The sequence below is a fragment of the Amycolatopsis iheyensis genome, assembly GCF_024703995.1.
Classification (GTDB): domain Bacteria; phylum Actinomycetota; class Actinomycetes; order Mycobacteriales; family Pseudonocardiaceae; genus Amycolatopsis; species Amycolatopsis iheyensis.
In genome coordinates, this window is sequence record NZ_JAMXQV010000001.1 from 84,135 (window position 1) to 99,178 (window position 15,044).

The following is a 15,044-nucleotide window of genomic DNA, read 5'->3' on the forward strand; positions in this document are numbered from 1 at the left end:
ACGCGCCCGATCGTGCCCTGCCGAACGGCCGCGGCAACACCGACGAACGTCGTATCCGGGGCAGAACCGGCTTATTCGCCGGGCACGAGCTTGTGCCGGTAGGCGTAGACGACGGCGTGCACGCGGTCGGGCAGCCCGAGCTTCGCCAGCACCCGCGACACGTGCGTCTTCACCGTCTCCTCGCCGACGTGCAGCTGCCGCGCGATCTCGGCGTTGCTGCAGGCGGTCGCGATCAGCAGCAGGACCTCGCGCTCCCGGGAGGTCAGCCGGGCCAGCTCCGGGGGTTCGGCGGCCGCCGGCTCGAGCACCGCGGCGAACTTCGCGACCAGCCGCCGCGTCACCGACGGGTCGATCAGCGCGTCACCGCGCGCGGCCACCCGCATCGCCGCGACGAGCTCCTCCGGCGCCAGGCTCTTCAGCAGGAACCCGCTCGCGCCGGCCCGCAGCGCGCGGTAGACGTACTCGTCGGCGTCGTAGGTCGTGAGCACGATGACGCGGGTGTCGTTGCCCGGCGCGGCGAGGATCGCCTCGGTCGCGGCGAGGCCGTCGAGGCGGGGCATCCGGACGTCGAGGACCGCGACGTCGGGGCGCAGGCGCGCGGTTTCCGCGACGGCTTCGCGGCCGTCGGAAGCTTCGCCGACGCAGGTGAAGTCGGGCTGGGTGTCGAGCAGCGCGCGCATCCCGGACCGGAACATCGCGTGGTCGTCGGCCAGCAGGACGCGGATCATGTGCTCTCCACCGGGAAAGTCGTGCGCAGCTGCCAGCGCTCGCCGGCTTCGCCGTAGGACACCTGGCCGCCGAACAGGGTGACGCGCTGGCGGATCCCGGCCAGGCCGCGGTGCGCGTGCTCGTTGCGCGGGGTGCGGCCGGGGCGCAGGCCGTTGGTCACGGCGAGCACGACCTCGGTGCGGCCGTGGTTCAGCTCGACCTCGACCGGGCCTTCGCCGTGGCGCAGCGCGTTGGTCAGGGCTTCCTGCGCGATCCGGTAGAGGGCGACGTCGAGTGAGCCGGGCAGCTCGCGGGGCTCGCCGCCCAGCGTCAGCCGGGTGGGCAGGCCGGCCGCGCGGACGGTCTCGACCAGCTCGCCGAGGTTGTCGAGACCGGGCTGGTCGGCGTCGGGATCGGCGTGCAGGAGGTCGAGGAGCCGGCGCAGGTCGGCCATCGCCGAGCGGCTCGCGGACTCGACCGCGCCGAGGGACTTGCGGACCGGGCCGTCGCCGTCGGGCAGGCCGAGCCGCGCGGCGCCGGCGTGCACGCCGATGGCGCTGACGTGGTGGGAGATGACGTCGTGGAGGTCGCGCGCGATCGTCGTGCGCTCCTCGAGGACGGCTCGCCGCACGGCTTCTTCTTCGTGCTGGCGGCGTTCGTCGGCTTCGCGTTCGAGGTCGGCGATGTAGGCGCGGCGGGCCGTCGTGTACCGGCCGACCAGCCAGGGCAGCAGGCTGCTGACGCTGACGCTGACGGCGGTCAGCCGCCAGTCCGCGGCGGTGCGGCCACCGCCTTCGATGCACCCGGCGACGACCCCGGCCAGCAGCGCGAGCAACGCCAGGACCGCGGGTTTCGGGCGCAGCCAGGCGCCGGCGCGGTAGCCGGCGATCAGGATGCCGGCGTTGTTGCCGATGACGTAACCGGTGCAGGTGCACAGCAGCAACGGCGAGCCGGCGAAGAGGACGGCGTGCGCGAGGGCGACCCAGCCGGAGTAGCGGGCGGGCCCGGCGAGGGCGGCGTTGACGGCGATCCCGCCGAGCAGCACGACCCAGGCGCGCCAGCCGGCTTCGCCGAGCGGGCCGCGGATGCCGAACAGGGCGGCGTCACAGACCACGCAGACTAGCGCGACCAGCAGCGACTGCCGTCGCAGAGATCCGCTGATGCCGTGCACACCGGCAACTCTGCCCTAACGGCGACGGCGGTGGGCGGGAACGCCCCGATGCGACGCGAGGGGGGACGCGGCATCGGGACGTTCCCGGTCAGAGGGCACCGGCCGGCGCAGGTCCGGAGCGCCCCAATGTGGCCTTGGTTGCGTCTGACGCACCGAAGGCCACATTGGGTGCGTCTCACGCACCGAAGGCCACATTGGGGCGCTTGGGGCCGGGCGGGGGTGGGTCAGTTCGTGGGGCGGGCCGAGTAGTTGCCGTCGCCGTTGCGGCGCTGGCCCGGCTGGCGCTGGCCCGGCTCGAAGCCCTGGCCCAGCGATGTCGCCGTCGCCGTCTGGCCGTCCACCTTCGCCACCACCGTCACGTTCGTGTCGCCCTGCTTGACGTCGCCCGTTTTCTGGGTCGAGCCGTCGAGGGTGTACGTCTGCTTGTAGCCGTCCTTGCTCGTCAACGTCACCGACGTCGCGCTCAGCGCCGTGACGTCGCCGGTCTGGAGGCGCTCGGTCGTGTAGCCGCCGCTGCCGTTCGACACCACGAAGTCGCCGTGCAGCGCGTCGCGCAGGGCCGTCATGCCGCCGCCGAAACCGCCGCCCGGCATGCCGCCGCGGCCGTTGAACTGGCCGCCGCCAGGGCCGCCGAAGCCGCCCGGGCCCTGCTGGGCGGAATTGTCGGCGCTGCTGGTGCCCGCCCAGATCGCCGCGCCGCCGCCGGCCGCGATCACCACCGCGATACCGGCCGCGATCGCCGTCTTCTTGCCGGACCAGCCCTTCTTCGGTGCGGCCGGGGCCGGGTCGCCCCAGTTGGCGGGGGCCGGCTCAGGCGTGGTCGGCGTCGGCTCGGTCGTCATCGTGTCCTCCGGTGGTGCCCACACTGGTCCAGCTCAGGTTCACCGCCGTGGCTGTGTTTGAGCTGTGCGGGGCGTCAGCGGGTGCTGTGCCTCGAACGAACGAACTCTCACAGGAAACGCACAGCGAGCGCACAGTGAGCACTGATGGGCCGCCGAGAAGATGGCACTATGACCGCTATGAACGCCACGTCACCCGGCCCCGGCAAGGCCGACCTGCGCCGCGCCGACGGGAGCCCGGTGCGGGTCCTCGTCGTCGACGACGAGGCGACGCTGGCCGAGCTCGTGTCGATGGCCCTGCGCATGGAGGGCTGGGAGGTGCGCAGCGCGGGCGACGGCACCGAAGCCGTCCGGATCGCGCGCGACTTCCGGCCCGACGCCGTCGTCCTCGACGTCATGCTCCCCGACTTCAGCGGCCTCGAAGTGCTGCGCCGCATGCGGTCCGAGGCGCCCCACCTGCCGGTGCTGTTCCTGACGGCGAAGGACGCGGTCGAGGACCGCATCGCCGGGCTCACCGCGGGCGGCGACGACTACGTCACCAAGCCGTTCAGCCTCGAAGAGGTCGCGCTGCGCCTGCGCGCGCTGCTGCGCCGCGCCGGCGGGGTCACCGGCGCGAGCGGCTCGCAGCTGGTCGTCGGCGACCTCACCCTCGACGAGGACAGCCGCGAGGTGCACCGCGGCGGCGACCTCGTGCCGCTGACCGCGACCGAGTTCGAGCTGCTGCGCTACCTCATGCGCAACCCCAAGCGCGTGCTGTCGAAGGCCCAGATCCTGGACCGCGTGTGGAGCTACGACTTCGGCGGTCAGGCCAACATCGTCGAGCTCTACATCTCCTACCTCCGCAAGAAGATCGACGCCGACCGCGAGCCGATGATCCACACCATGCGGGGCGCCGGGTATGTCCTCAAGCCAGCGGGCTGAGCCACGGCGGTTCCGGGCGCGGCGGCCGTGGTCGCTGCGGCGGCGGCTGATCGTCCAGCTCGCCGCGCTGCTCGCGCTGGTGTGCCTGGTCGTCGGCGTGGTCACGGAGTTCGCGCTGAGCGAGTTCCTCGTCGGCCAGCAGGACAAGCGGCTGGCCGCGGCCAGCGAACGCGCGTCGCACGGCGGGGACCGGCCGCCGCCGTGGAACTACGGCGGGCAGCCCAAGCCGCCGGACGCGCTGCGCGTCGTCGGCCAGGGCGACGGCACGCTCGCCGTCGTCCAGTCCGGGTCGGTGGCCTCGGCCGCGGTGCTCGACTCCAGCGTCGGCGTGCCGTCGAGCCGCAAGCCGCCGTTCCGGGGCATCCCGGCCAACCAGGTGCTGACGCTGCTCGCGGTGCCGGCCGACGGCAAGCAGCGCAGCATCGACCTCGGCGGCAACCTCGGCGAGTACCGCGTGGTCTCGACGACGTCGCCGGCCGGCGAGAAGACCGTCATCGGTTTGCCGCTCAAGGACGTCAACGAGACGCTCTGGCGGCTGGGGTTCATCCTCGGCGGCGTCGCGCTGGCCGGGATCCTGGTGGCCGGCGCGGCCGGGGCGGCGACGATCCGCCGCACGATGCAGCCGCTCGACCGGCTGGCCGCGACCGCGACGCGCGTCTCCGAGCTGCCGCTGGACCGCGGCGAAGTCGCGTTGTCGGAACGGGTGCCCGAGGCCGACACCGACCCGAACACCGAGGTCGGCAAGGTCGGCTCGGCGCTGAACCGGATGCTGCAGCACGTCGCGAACGCGCTGACCGCGCGGCACGCGAGCGAGAACCGGGTCCGCCAGTTCGTCGCGGACGCGAGCCACGAGCTGCGCACGCCGCTGGCGGCGATCCGCGGGTACGCCGAGCTGACCCGCCGCGGCGGCGAGCAGGTGCCGCCGGACGTGGCGTTCGCGATGAGCCGCGTCGAGTCCGAGTCGCGCCGGATGACGACGCTGGTGGAGGACCTGCTGCTGCTCGCCCGGCTGGACTCGGGCCGCCCGGTGGTGCACGAATGGGTGGACCTGTGCCGGCTGGTGGCGGACGCGGTCGCCGACGCCTACGTCGCGGGGCCGGACCACAAGTGGCTGATGGACGTCCCGGGCGAGCCGATCGGCGTCCTCGGTGACGCGGGTCAGCTGCACCAGGTGGTGATCAACGTGCTGGCCAACGCCCGCACGCACACCCCGCCGGGCACGACGGTGACCACCACACTGTCCACATCGGACGGAGTGCTCCGGCTGCGCGTGGCCGACGACGGCCCGGGCATCCCGCCGGAGATCCTCCCGAACATCTTCGAGCGCTTCGCCCGCGGCGACAACTCGCGCTCACGGGCGGCGGGCAGCACCGGCCTCGGGCTGGCGATCGTCGCGGCGGTGGTGGGCGCGCACGGCGGCCGGGTCGGGGTGCAGAGCCGGCCGGGGCGGACGGAGTTCGAGATGACCTTCATGGCGGCGCCGGCTCCGTCGTGAGTGGTTAGGGCGGTTAGAACCGCCCTAACCACTCACGACCAGCCGGGCGACCACTGTGGCGAGGTCCGGGGTCAGGCGGAGCTCGGTCGCCAGCAGGTCGGGGTGCCGGAGCCAGTGCAGCCGCGCTGCGTCGGGCTCGCCCTGGAACACCGGTGGCCAGGACGACATCGGCGTGAAGTCGTCCATGACGAGCGTGCCGTGTGGCCGCAACCAGCGCCGCGGCGCCAGCGGGGGCTCGGTGTCCTTGCCCTGCCCGCCGCCGTCCAGGGCCAGCAGGTCGAACGGCGCCGCCGCGGCCAGCTCCCGCCAGTCGCCGAGCAGGAGCGTCACGTTCGGCACGCCGTCGAACACCTCGGCGGCGGCCGCGTGCCGCCCGGGATCCCGTTCGACGCTGACCAGCGTCGTGCCCGGCCCCGCCCCGGCGGCGAGCCAGGCCAGGCCGACCCCGCAGCCGGTCCCGGTTTCGCCGATCACGCCACCTTCGACGCCGCCGGCCAGCAGCCGCAGCAACCGGCCCTGGGCGGGATGACAGGAGCGGCCGAACCCCGTGCTCGCGGCGGCCGCCACCGCTCGTCGCACCACCGCGGGCAGATCGTCGTTCTCCGGCATGACCTTCACCACCCGATCGGGACCGATCCACAGCCGGTGCACAGCTTCGCCACAAGTTCACCACATGCGGCGCCGACACGGTCGGAGCCATGACGACCACGCTGTCGGCGCCCGAACACGCCCAGCCCGCGCCCGAAGCCGTCCGGAAACCGCGGTGGGTCAAGCCTTCCGTCGCCGCGCTGCTCGTCGGGACCGGCCTGCTCTACCTGTGGGACCTCGCGAAGACCGGCTGGGGCAACGACTTCTACGCGATGGCCGCGCAGGCCGGCACGTGGAGCTGGAAGGCGCTGTTCTTCGGCTCGCTCGACCCGGGCAACGTCGTCACCGTCGACAAACCGCCCTTTTCGTTGTGGGTCATGGGGTTGTCCGGACGTCTCTTCGGCTTCTCCAGCTGGAGCCTGCTGGTGCCGAACGCGCTCGCCGGCGTCGCGTCGGCCGGGCTGCTCTACCTCGCCGTGCGACGGCTGTCCGGGCCGGGCGCCGGGCTGCTCGCCGGGGCCGCGCTCGCCCTGACGCCGGTCGCCGCGCTCATGTTCCGGTACGACAACCCCGACGCCTTCCTCGTGCTGCTGCTCGTCGCCGGCGCGTACTGCGTCGTCCGCGCGCTCGAGCACGCGAGCACCGGGTGGCTGGTGCTCGCCGGGGTCGCGATCGGGTTCGGCTTCCTCGACAAGATGCTGCAGGCGTTCCTCGTGCTGCCCGCGTTCGTGCTGGCGTACGCGGTCGCGGCGCCGACGTCACCCGGCCGCCGGATCGGGCAGCTCTTCGCCGCGGCCGGTGCGGTGCTCGTCTCGGCCGGCTGGTGGGTCGTGGCCGTCGCGCTGTGGCCGGTCGCGGACCGGCCCTACATCAGCGGCTCGACCGACAACACCGTGCTGGAGCTGGCCTTCGGTTACAACGGCCTCGGCCGGATCTTCGGCGAAGGCCGAGGTGGCACTGGCGCGCCGGCGGGCGGTGGCGGGCGCGGCTTCGGCGGGTTCGGCGGGGAAACCGGCCTGACGCGGTTGTTCAGCGGCGAGTTCGGCGGCGAAGCGTCGTGGCTGCTGCCCGCGGCGCTGCTCGGTCTCGTCGCCGGGCTGTGGTTCACCCGCCGCGCGCCGCGCACCGACCGGACGCGCGCGGCGCTGCTGCTGTGGGGTGGCTGGCTGGTCGTCACCACGCTCGTGTTCAGCTACATGAGCGGCATCATCCACCCGTACTACACGGTCGCGCTGGCCCCCGGGATCGCCGGCACGCTGGGGATTTCCGCGCGCGAGCTCTGGCGTGGCCGGGCGAACTTCGCGGCCCGGGCGGTGCTCGCGGTGCTGCTCGCGAGCAGCGCGGTCTGGGCCTTCGTGCTCCTCGCCCGGACGCCGGAGTGGCAGCCCTGGATCCGCTACACCGTGCTCGTGCCGGCCGCGGCCGCGGTGCTCGCCCTGCTGTTCGGCGCCGACCGGGTCCGGCGGCTCGGCCCGGTCGTGGCCGTGCTCGGGTTGTGCGGTGCGCTGCTCGGGACGACGTCGTTCACCCTCGCCACGGCGGCGACCGCGCACGCGGGTGGCACGCCGTCGTCCGGCCCGGCGGTCGCGAGTGGACGCGGGTTCGGCGCGCGCGGCGGCTTCGGTGAGGGGCAGGCCGACGCCGCGGTGATCGACCTGCTGAAGGACACCACGACGAAGTGGGCCGCGGCGCAGAGCGGCGCGATGCAGTCGGCCGGGCTCGCGCTCTCGAGCGGCCGCCCGGTGCTCGCGATCGGCGGCTTCAGCGGCAGCGACCCGGCGCCGACGCTGGCGCGGTTCGAGCAGTACGTCGCCGCCGGCGACATCCACTACTACGTCGCGGGTGGCCGCGGCGGCTTCGGCGGTGGCCGCGGCACCGCGGGGGAAATCGAGAGCTGGGTCGAGCAGAACTTCACGCCGGTCACTGTCGGCGGCACGACGGTTTACGACCTGACAAAATCGGTCGCTTGACCGAAATTCCGATTGTTTCGGCCGTGTTAACAGTCGCCGAAACATTCGCGGATTTCCGGATCCGTGCGGTAACCGCGGATGCGGACACCTGTTCGATCACCGTTCCGCTGATCGGCGCATTACGAACGATTGTTCGGGACCGTCGGAGCACCGTCCACGGCGAACTCGGCGCGGCCCGGCGGTGTGGTAACGGCAAGGCTGTTTCGCTTGTGCAGCTGCACGAACGGCCGTTCGGCGTACTCGGCGATCTTGACCGGGCGGCCGACCGGAATGGGGGCGAGTTGATCTTCGAGGGGCTCGATATCGCTGGTCGTCCCGATGGAGGGTCACTCGTTCGGCTGCATTGACGGGCGTTGTGGGGATCTTGTGCTAGTCGCTAGGCTCGCGGCCGCCGCCGCCCGTTTGGCGACGGCGTCACTCCACTTCCCCGCCCTCTGGAGTCCGTTGTGATTTCCCGTTCCCGCCGCCGTCCGCTGACGGTGCTCCTGGCCTTGCTGACCCTGGCCGGGGTCACCGCGCTCTCGGGGTGCAGCGACAGTTCCGCCGCCGGCAGCGGCGGCAAGCTCACCCTCGGGTTCAGCGCCTGGCCGGGCTGGTTCCCCTGGCAGGTGGCGCAGGAGCAGGGCCTGTTCGCCAAGAACGGCGTGAACGTCGACCTCAAGTACTTCGACAACTACACCGACAGCATCAACGCGCTTTCCAGCGGCGCCATCGACGCGAACAGCCAGACCCTCAACGACACGCTGTCCTCGCTCTCGGGCGGGGCCAAGCTGTCGATCGTGCTGGTGAACGACAACTCCACCGGCAACGACAAGATCATCGCGCGGGACGGGATCACCAGCGTCGCCGACCTCAAGGGCAAGAAGGTCGCCGTCGAGCAGGGCGCGGTCGACCACTACCTGCTGCTGCTCGCGCTGCAGTCGGCGAAGCTGACCGAAAAGGACATCGAGCTGGTCAACCTGCCGACCGACGCCGCGGCGGCCGCGTTCGCCGGCGGCCAGGTCGACGCCGTCGCCGCGTTCGCGCCGTTCACCTCGAAGGCCCTCGAGCGCCAGGGCAGCCGCGCGATCTCGTCGTCGGCCGAGTTCCCCGGCGCCATCCCGGACCACCTCGTCACCTCGCAGAAGCTGGTCAAGGAGCGCCCGAAGGACGTCCAGGCGCTGGTCAACACCTGGTTCGACACGCTGGCGTGGATCAAGGCCAACAAGGCCGCGGCCGTCGGGATCATGGCCAAGCGCGGCGGGGTCTCCGACGCGGACTACCAGACCTACGACGCCGGCACCACGATCTTCACGCGCCAGCAGAACCTCGACGCGTTCACGCCGGGGGTGACCGCGCAGCACCTCGACTTCCAGGCGAACAAGATCATCGACTTCATCGTGAACACCGGGCTCGCGCAGCAGCGGCCCTCGCTGGACGGGCTGTTCGACGACCAGTTCGTGAAGGCCGCGCCGCAGTGACCCCGCCGGCCCAGCAGCTCGCCGAGCGGCGGGAGTCCGGGCGCCCGGCGTGGGCGCCCCTGCCGCGGCGGGCCGCGCCGAAGCGGGTGTCGGCGCTGTTTTCGTTGCGCACGCCCATTTCCGCGTCGGCGCGCTGGACGCTCGCGGTGCTGTCGTTCGCGATCCCGCTCCTGGCCTGGGTCGTGCTCAGCGTCAGCGGGGCCGTCGACTCGACGTTCCTGCCGTCGCCGGTCGCCGTGCTCAAGGCGGGCGCCGACATGGCGAGCACGGGCGAGCTCTTCGACGACGCCTGGGCGACGACCCAGCGCGTGCTCGAAGGCTTCGGCCTCGCGGTGCTCGTCTCGGTGCCGCTCGGCATCCTGATGGGCGCGTTCGCCGCCGGGCAGGCGTTCTTCGAGCCGCTGATCGGGTTGCTGCGCTACCTGCCGGCGAGCGCGTTCATCCCGCTGCTGATCATCTGGCTGGGCATCGGCGAGCCGTCGAAGATCGTCCTCCTCTTCATCGGCACGGTCTTCTTCAACACGCTGATGACCGCCGACGTCGTGCGTGGCGTGCCGGGCTCGCTCATCGACGTCTCCTACACGCTCGGCGCGCGCCGCGGCGAGGTGCTGCGCAAGATCATCGTGCCGCACTCGCTGCCGGGGATGATCGACGCGATCCGCGTCAACGCCGCGGCGGCGTGGAACTTCGTGGTCGTCGCCGAGCTGATCAACGCCTCGGCCGGGCTCGGCTACCGGATCGTCCGCGCGCAGCGGTTCCTCCAGACCGACAAGATCTTCGCCGTGCTGGTCGTCATCGGCGTCGCGGGGCTCCTGATCGACGTCCTGCTGCGGCTGCTGCGCACGCGGGTCGGGAAGTGGGCGGCATGACCCTCGAACTGCGGAACGTCGCGAAGGACTACGTGGTCCGCGGCAAGGTGACGCGGGCGCTCGACGGCGTCGACCTCGCGGTGGCGCGGGGCGAGTTCGTCTGCGTCGTCGGCGCCAGCGGGTCCGGCAAGACGACGCTGCTTTCGCTGGTGGCCGGGCTCGACCGGCCGACCGAGGGCGAGATCGCGCTCGACGGCGTCCCGGTGACCGGCCCCGGCCCCGACCGCGGGCTGGTGTTCCAGTCCGGCGCGCTCTACCCGTGGCGCAGCGTCGAGAAGAACGTCGCGTTCGGACTCGAGCTGCTGCCGGTCGACGCGGCCGAGCGCGCCAAGCGCGTCGACTGGTACCTCGCCGAGACCGGGCTCGACGCGGTGCGCAAGTCGCTGCCGAGACAGCTTTCGGGCGGCCAGAAGCAGCGCGTCGCGATCGCGCGGGCGCTGGCGTGCGAACCGGAAGTCCTGCTGCTGGACGAACCCTTCGGCGCGCTGGACGTCCAGACCAAAGAGGACATGCAGGTGCTCATCCGCCAGGTGCACGCCGACACGGGCACCACGGTGCTGATGGTCACCCACGACGTCGAGGAAGCGGTGTTCCTGGGCGGCCGGGTCGTGGTGCTCGCCTCCGACCCGGGCCGGATCGCCGCCGACGTCGAGGTGACGCTGCCCGCCGAGCGGGACCTGGCGGTGAAGCGCGAACCGGCGTTCCTCGCGCTGCGCGCCCGGATCGAGGACCTCGTCCGGGAGCAGCACCGCGGCCACGTCAGCCGGGTGGCCGGCCACGGGTGAGAACGGAAGACGGGAAGGTGCAGGGATGAGGCACGGCAGGCCGGCCGCGGAACGGGCCGCCGGTGGGGGTTTTCTCGCCAGGCTCGGCATTCGCGGCAAGCTGAACCTGCTGCTCCTGCCCCCGTTGGCCGCGGTGGTGCTGGTGTCGGTGCCGTTCGTGCTGACCCAGGCGAACAGCGCCGTGGCCGCGACGCAGTCGGCGACGGTGGCGCGGCACACGCAGCAGCTCGGCGGCCTGGTCTGGCAGCTGCAGCGCGAACGGCTGCTGACCGGCGCGTACGTCGCGACGCCGTCGATGTCCGCCGACCAGATGCTGCAGCAGCAGAAGACGGTGAACGCGGCGGTGGAGAGCGTGCGGTCGTCGCTGGGCGAGGACGCGCCCGACGAGCTTTCCGCGGCGCTGACCCGGGTCGGCTCGCTGAACGAGCTGCGGCAGAACGCGCAGCGGCGCGGTGTCGCGCTCGACAGCGTCGCGCGCACCTACCACGCGGTGATCGGCGCGGTAATCGATTCACTGCGGCTCGTCCCGCAGCTGACCAGCGACGCCGAGGGCACCCGGGAGCTGACCGCGCTCGAGGCGCTGCTGCGCGCGAACGAGGAGAACTCGTTGCGCGGCATGGCGTTGATCGTGACGGCGGTTTCGCCGGACGCCGGCCGGTCCATCCTGGACGACGCGACGCAGCAGGCGCCGATCTTCACCGACCGGTTCGTCCAGCAGGCCGACGACGAGACCGACCGCGACCAGTCCGCGCTGGTCGTCAACGTCGAGCAGAGCGAGGCCGGCCGCCGGATCGACGAGCTCGCCGGCCAGGTCGAAAACCCGCGGGACGCGGTGGCGACCACCCAGTACGTCGCGGACGTCCTCAGCGCGTCGGAAAGCCAGGCGGGCCAGCGGAAACTGGTCCAGGAACGGGTCACCGGCGAGATCGCCGACGCGGCGAACGGCCGCGCCGACGCCGGCACCCGGCTGGCGTGGCTGGTCGGCGTCGGCGCGGGCCTGCTGTTCCTGCTGGTCGCCTTCCTCGCCGTCGCGGTGTCCCGCTCGATCGCCCGGCCGCTGCGGCGGCTGACCAGCGCGGCGACGTCGGTCGCCGACCTCGCCGGCACCGAGCTCGTCCGCGTGACCGACACCGAGGAAGCCGAGGCGCAGGTGCCGCGGCTGGCCACCATCGACGTCGTGTCGAGCGACGAGCTGGGCAAGCTGGCCGCCGCGTTCAACCGGGTCCAGACCACCGCGGCCGAGCTGGTCGAACGGCAGGCGCTCACCCGGCGCAACACCGGCCTGATGTTCGCGAACGTCGCCAAGCGCACGCAGAACCTCGTCGGCCGCCAGCTCGCGCTGATCGACGAGGTCGAGCGCAACGAGCAGGACACCCGGCTGCTGGCCAGCCTCTACCGGCTCGACCACCTCTCCACCCGCCTGCGCCGCAACGCCGACAACCTGCTCGTGGTGTCCGGCACCCGCGACGAAACCCGCATCGCCGGCCCGATCGAGCTGGCCACGGCCCTGCGGTCCGCGCTCGCCGAGATCGAGGACTACCAGCGGGTCAAGCTGGGTGTCGTCGGCGAGATCCTGCTTTCGTCGGCCCTCGGCGCCGACCTGGTGCTCGTGTTCGCGGAGCTGCTGGAGAACGCGACGTCGTTCTCGCCGCCGGGTTCGGTGGTCGAGGTCGACACGATGTTCCTCGCCGGCGGCTCCTGCCTGGTCAGCATCGTCGACCACGGCATCGGGATGACGGCGGAGAAGATCGCCGAGGAGAACCAGCGGCTCGTCGAACGCGAACGGCTGGAGCTCGCGCCGACCAGCGTGCTCGGGCTGTTCGTGGTCGGCCGCCTGGCGCGGCGCCACGACCTCGGCGTCGAACTGCTCGCGACGCCGACGACCGGCGGGGTGACCGCGCGGCTGACCATCCCGCCGTCGCTGTTCAGCCACCGCGCGGCGCCCCTGCCGAAGGCCGGGCCGGCGCCGGTGATCCCGGCGCAGGCCGTGCCCGCGGAGGCCGCGGCCGTCGCGATGTCCACTTTGGACGAACTGCGGCCGGCCGAGCCGCTGCCGGCGCCGGCGATCCCGGCCCTGCTCGGCGTCCCGCACGGCTTCCGCTGGTTCAACCAGCTGGAGCCGGTCTGGCCGGACACCGAGCCGGACACCGAGACGCGCGGCGGCCTGCGCCGGCGCGTCCGCGGCGCGCAGCTGCCGAGTCCGGGCGCGCCGGCGGTGGAGCCCGATGGCAAGCCGCGGCACGACCCGGAGGCGACCAAGGCCGCCATGGACGGCTTCCAGAGCGCCTTCACGAAGGCCGCCGAGGCGACCACCCCGCCGCTTTCACGTGAAAGCTCCGCCCCCAAAGCGCCGCTTTCACGTGAAAGCTCCGCCCCCGCACCCGCACTTTCACGTGAAAGTGCCGGTCGGGAGGTGTCGTTGCCGGTGCGGGTGCCCGGGGGTTCGGCGATGGCCACCGAAGCCCCGGCGTCCCGCGACGGCCTGGTCCGCCGCGTCCCCGGCGCCCAGCTCGCCCCCGGTCTGCGTCCGACGCAGGCCGCGGGCAGGCCGCCCGCGCGCGCCGTCGTCTCCCGCGCCCGGCGGGACCCGGCGGCCGACCGGGCGGCGTTCGACGCGTTCGCCGCCGGCCTGGCCAAGGCGGACGAGATGACGGCAGACAGCCCGCCCCGAGGCGTGGTCGCCGGTCGTGTGACGGAACGAGCAGAAGAGAGCAGGAAATGAGCATCCCCGCAGCTGGTGTCAGCGTCGAGGCCCAGAACTTCAACTGGCTGGTGAGCCGCTTCGCGCAACACACCGCGGGCGCGATCGCCGCCATCGCGGTCTCCGCCGACGGCTTGCTGATCGCGATGTCGTCGGAGCTCGAGCGGTCCAACGCCGACCGCCTCGCCGCGATCTCCTCGGCCATGCTCGGCCTCGCCCACGGCGTCTCCGACAGCCACCCGCTCGGCGCGCCGGACAAGGTGATCATCGAGCTGGAGCACGGCTACCTGCTGGTCTGCACCATCAGCATCGGCTGCTCGCTCGGCGTCCTCGCCACCAAGCAGGCCAGCCTCGGCACGATCGCCTACGAGATGGCGATGTTCGCCAACCGCGCCACCGAAGTCCTCACGCCGGGCCTGATCGAGGAGCTCAAGAACACCGTGGGTGCGTGATGGCCGACGAACCTTCGCTGCTGCGGCCGTACCTGCTGACTTCGGGGCGCGCCCAGCCGGTCGACCAGAGCCTCGAGATCGAGGCCCAGGTCATGACGTCCCGGCTCGGCGCGGCGTCGCACCCGAAGCTCACGTTCGAACGGCAGGAGATCGTTTCCCTCTGCCGCAGCACGATGTCGGTCGCCGAGGTGGCCGCGCTGCTCGGCCTGCACATCGGCGTCGCGCGCGTGCTGGTGGCGGACCTGGCGGAGCTGGGCTACGTCGTCGTACGGCGGCCGGCGAACCACACCTCGGCCGACCTCGGCATGATCGAAAGGGTCATTCGTGGACTCGAAGCCATTCACTGAGCCGGGCGCCCGCCCACCGGCCCCGGTCAAGATCGTCATCGCGGGCGGCTTCGGCGTCGGCAAGACGACGGCGGTGTCGTCGATCTCGGAGATCAAGCCCCTGACGACGGAGGCGGCGATCACGTCGGTGGCGGCTTCGGTGGACAGCACGGGCCACGTCCCGGCCAAGACCACCACGACGGTGGCGCTGGACTTCGGCTGCATCACGATCGACGACGAGGTCAAGCTGTACCTGTTCGGCACGCCGGGCCAGGACCGGTTCGGCTTCATGTGGCAGGACCTGGTCCACGGCGCGCTGGGGGCGCTGGTGATCGTGGACACCCGCCGCATGGACGACTGCTACCCGGCGGTCGACTACTTCGAGAACGCGGGCCTCCCGTTCGTGGTGGCGGTGAACATGTTCGACGGCGCGCTCGGCCACAACCTGGACGACATCCGCTGGGCACTGGCGGTGAGCGAGGACGTCCCGTTGATCACGTTCGACGCGCGGCAGAAGCTTTCGGTGCGGGACGCGCTGCTGGCGGTCCTGCACAACACGTTCAAGAAGGCCCGGGCCCAGGCGGGCGCGGGGGCCTGAATAGGTCCGCGATGTATCTCAGGGGTTCCCGAGAGGTCTCCGTACGTCTCCGGCTACACTGATCCACGGACCCCGCGCGGCGTCCACCCTGTGAACCTCCCCAGGGCCGGAAGGCAGCAAGGATAAGCAGGCTCTGGCGGGTGCGCGGGGTCCCCTTTTTT

15 protein-coding genes and 1 other RNA gene are annotated in these 15,044 nt (G+C 72.3%); 12 read left to right on the top strand and 4 right to left on the bottom strand.

Annotated features, from left to right (window positions below; translation table 11 throughout):
- Nucleotides 1–71: 71 nt before the first annotated feature.
- The 3 genes from M8542_RS00480 to M8542_RS00490 all read right to left on the bottom strand — a co-directional run bounded on the left by M8542_RS00480 (nucleotide 72) and on the right by M8542_RS00490 (nucleotide 2,721).
- The gene (locus tag M8542_RS00480) at nucleotides 72–728 is read right to left on the bottom strand and encodes a response regulator (RefSeq protein ID WP_257917942.1); all 657 of its coding nucleotides are present in this window, start codon (nucleotides 726–728) and stop codon (nucleotides 72–74) included.
- Nucleotides 725–1,879 (bottom strand): sensor histidine kinase, encoded by a 1,155-nt coding sequence (locus tag M8542_RS00485; protein ID WP_257917943.1) that lies wholly within the window; start codon nucleotides 1,877–1,879, stop codon nucleotides 725–727. Before M8542_RS00485 ends, M8542_RS00480 begins: the two co-directional genes overlap by 4 nt.
- A gap of 224 nt (nucleotides 1,880–2,103) precedes the next feature.
- Nucleotides 2,104–2,721 (bottom strand): hypothetical protein, encoded by a 618-nt coding sequence (locus tag M8542_RS00490; RefSeq protein ID WP_257917944.1) that lies wholly within the window; start codon nucleotides 2,719–2,721, stop codon nucleotides 2,104–2,106.
- Between the two features lie 168 nt (nucleotides 2,722–2,889).
- On the opposite strand from M8542_RS00490, the gene M8542_RS00495 reads away from it, so the two are divergent.
- Together M8542_RS00495 and M8542_RS00500 are read left to right on the top strand one after the other, a co-directional pair.
- On the top strand, nucleotides 2,890–3,639 hold the full coding sequence (locus tag M8542_RS00495; RefSeq protein WP_276585749.1) for a response regulator transcription factor: 750 nt from the start codon (nucleotides 2,890–2,892) through the stop codon (nucleotides 3,637–3,639).
- Nucleotides 3,617–5,134 (top strand): sensor histidine kinase, encoded by a 1,518-nt coding sequence (locus M8542_RS00500; protein WP_257917945.1) that lies wholly within the window; start codon nucleotides 3,617–3,619, stop codon nucleotides 5,132–5,134. Before M8542_RS00495 ends, M8542_RS00500 begins: the two co-directional genes overlap by 23 nt.
- Before the next feature lie 24 nt (nucleotides 5,135–5,158).
- Here M8542_RS00500 and M8542_RS00505 read toward each other — a convergent pair whose 3' ends face one another.
- Nucleotides 5,159–5,743, bottom strand: a complete 585-nt coding sequence (locus M8542_RS00505) for an O-methyltransferase (RefSeq protein ID WP_257917946.1) — start codon at nucleotides 5,741–5,743, stop codon at nucleotides 5,159–5,161.
- Between the two features lie 89 nt (nucleotides 5,744–5,832).
- On the opposite strand from M8542_RS00505, the gene M8542_RS00510 reads away from it, so the two are divergent.
- The 10 genes from M8542_RS00510 to ffs all read left to right on the top strand — a co-directional run bounded on the left by M8542_RS00510 (nucleotide 5,833) and on the right by ffs (nucleotide 15,042).
- Entirely contained in the window at nucleotides 5,833–7,692 is a 1,860-nt protein-coding gene (locus M8542_RS00510; RefSeq protein WP_257917947.1) for a glycosyltransferase family 39 protein, read from the top strand.
- Entirely contained in the window at nucleotides 7,689–8,039 is a 351-nt protein-coding gene (locus M8542_RS00515; protein ID WP_257917948.1) for a hypothetical protein, read from the top strand. The genes M8542_RS00510 and M8542_RS00515 overlap by 4 nt, the downstream gene beginning before the upstream one ends.
- 99 nt (nucleotides 8,040–8,138) lie before the next feature.
- Entirely contained in the window at nucleotides 8,139–9,152 is a 1,014-nt protein-coding gene (locus M8542_RS00520; RefSeq protein ID WP_257917949.1) for an ABC transporter substrate-binding protein, read from the top strand.
- Entirely contained in the window at nucleotides 9,149–10,021 is an 873-nt protein-coding gene (locus M8542_RS00525; protein WP_257917950.1) for an ABC transporter permease, read from the top strand. The genes M8542_RS00520 and M8542_RS00525 overlap by 4 nt, the downstream gene beginning before the upstream one ends.
- Complete coding sequence (locus M8542_RS00530) at nucleotides 10,018–10,806, top strand: ABC transporter ATP-binding protein (protein ID WP_257917951.1); 789 nt, start codon at nucleotides 10,018–10,020, stop codon at nucleotides 10,804–10,806. Before M8542_RS00525 ends, M8542_RS00530 begins: the two co-directional genes overlap by 4 nt.
- A 25-nt stretch (nucleotides 10,807–10,831) precedes the next feature.
- The gene (locus M8542_RS00535) at nucleotides 10,832–13,528 is read left to right on the top strand and encodes a sensor histidine kinase (protein ID WP_257917952.1); all 2,697 of its coding nucleotides are present in this window, start codon (nucleotides 10,832–10,834) and stop codon (nucleotides 13,526–13,528) included.
- Nucleotides 13,525–13,959 (top strand): roadblock/LC7 domain-containing protein, encoded by a 435-nt coding sequence (locus M8542_RS00540; protein WP_257917953.1) that lies wholly within the window; start codon nucleotides 13,525–13,527, stop codon nucleotides 13,957–13,959. Before M8542_RS00535 ends, M8542_RS00540 begins: the two co-directional genes overlap by 4 nt.
- Nucleotides 13,959–14,306 carry a DUF742 domain-containing protein gene (locus M8542_RS00545; protein ID WP_257918548.1) on the top strand — a complete coding sequence of 116 codons (348 nt, stop codon included), beginning with the start codon at nucleotides 13,959–13,961 and terminating at the stop codon, nucleotides 14,304–14,306. The genes M8542_RS00540 and M8542_RS00545 overlap by 1 nt, the downstream gene beginning before the upstream one ends.
- Nucleotides 14,284–14,883 carry a GTP-binding protein gene (locus M8542_RS00550; RefSeq protein WP_257917954.1) on the top strand — a complete coding sequence of 200 codons (600 nt, stop codon included), beginning with the start codon at nucleotides 14,284–14,286 and terminating at the stop codon, nucleotides 14,881–14,883. Before M8542_RS00545 ends, M8542_RS00550 begins: the two co-directional genes overlap by 23 nt.
- 64 nt (nucleotides 14,884–14,947) lie before the next feature.
- Nucleotides 14,948–15,042: signal recognition particle sRNA small type (gene ffs / locus M8542_RS00555), an RNA gene on the top strand.
- Nucleotides 15,043–15,044: the final 2 nt, after the last annotated feature.

Coding starts and splice junctions, on each gene's coding strand:
- M8542_RS00480 (WP_257917942.1), bottom strand. CDS start 728: ATGATCCGCGTCCTGCTGGCCGACGACCACGCGATGTTCCGGTCCGGG.
- M8542_RS00490 (WP_257917944.1), bottom strand. CDS start 2,721: ATGACGACCGAGCCGACGCCGACCACGCCTGAGCCGGCCCCCGCCAAC.
- M8542_RS00495 (WP_276585749.1), top strand. CDS start 2,890: ATGACCGCTATGAACGCCACGTCACCCGGCCCCGGCAAGGCCGACCTG.
- M8542_RS00500 (WP_257917945.1), top strand. CDS start 3,617: ATGTCCTCAAGCCAGCGGGCTGAGCCACGGCGGTTCCGGGCGCGGCGG.
- M8542_RS00505 (WP_257917946.1), bottom strand. CDS start 5,743: ATGCCGGAGAACGACGATCTGCCCGCGGTGGTGCGACGAGCGGTGGCG.
- M8542_RS00510 (WP_257917947.1), top strand. CDS start 5,833: ATGACGACCACGCTGTCGGCGCCCGAACACGCCCAGCCCGCGCCCGAA.
- M8542_RS00530 (WP_257917951.1), top strand. CDS start 10,018: ATGACCCTCGAACTGCGGAACGTCGCGAAGGACTACGTGGTCCGCGGC.
- M8542_RS00535 (WP_257917952.1), top strand. CDS start 10,832: ATGAGGCACGGCAGGCCGGCCGCGGAACGGGCCGCCGGTGGGGGTTTT.
- M8542_RS00540 (WP_257917953.1), top strand. CDS start 13,525: ATGAGCATCCCCGCAGCTGGTGTCAGCGTCGAGGCCCAGAACTTCAAC.
- M8542_RS00545 (WP_257918548.1), top strand. CDS start 13,959: ATGGCCGACGAACCTTCGCTGCTGCGGCCGTACCTGCTGACTTCGGGG.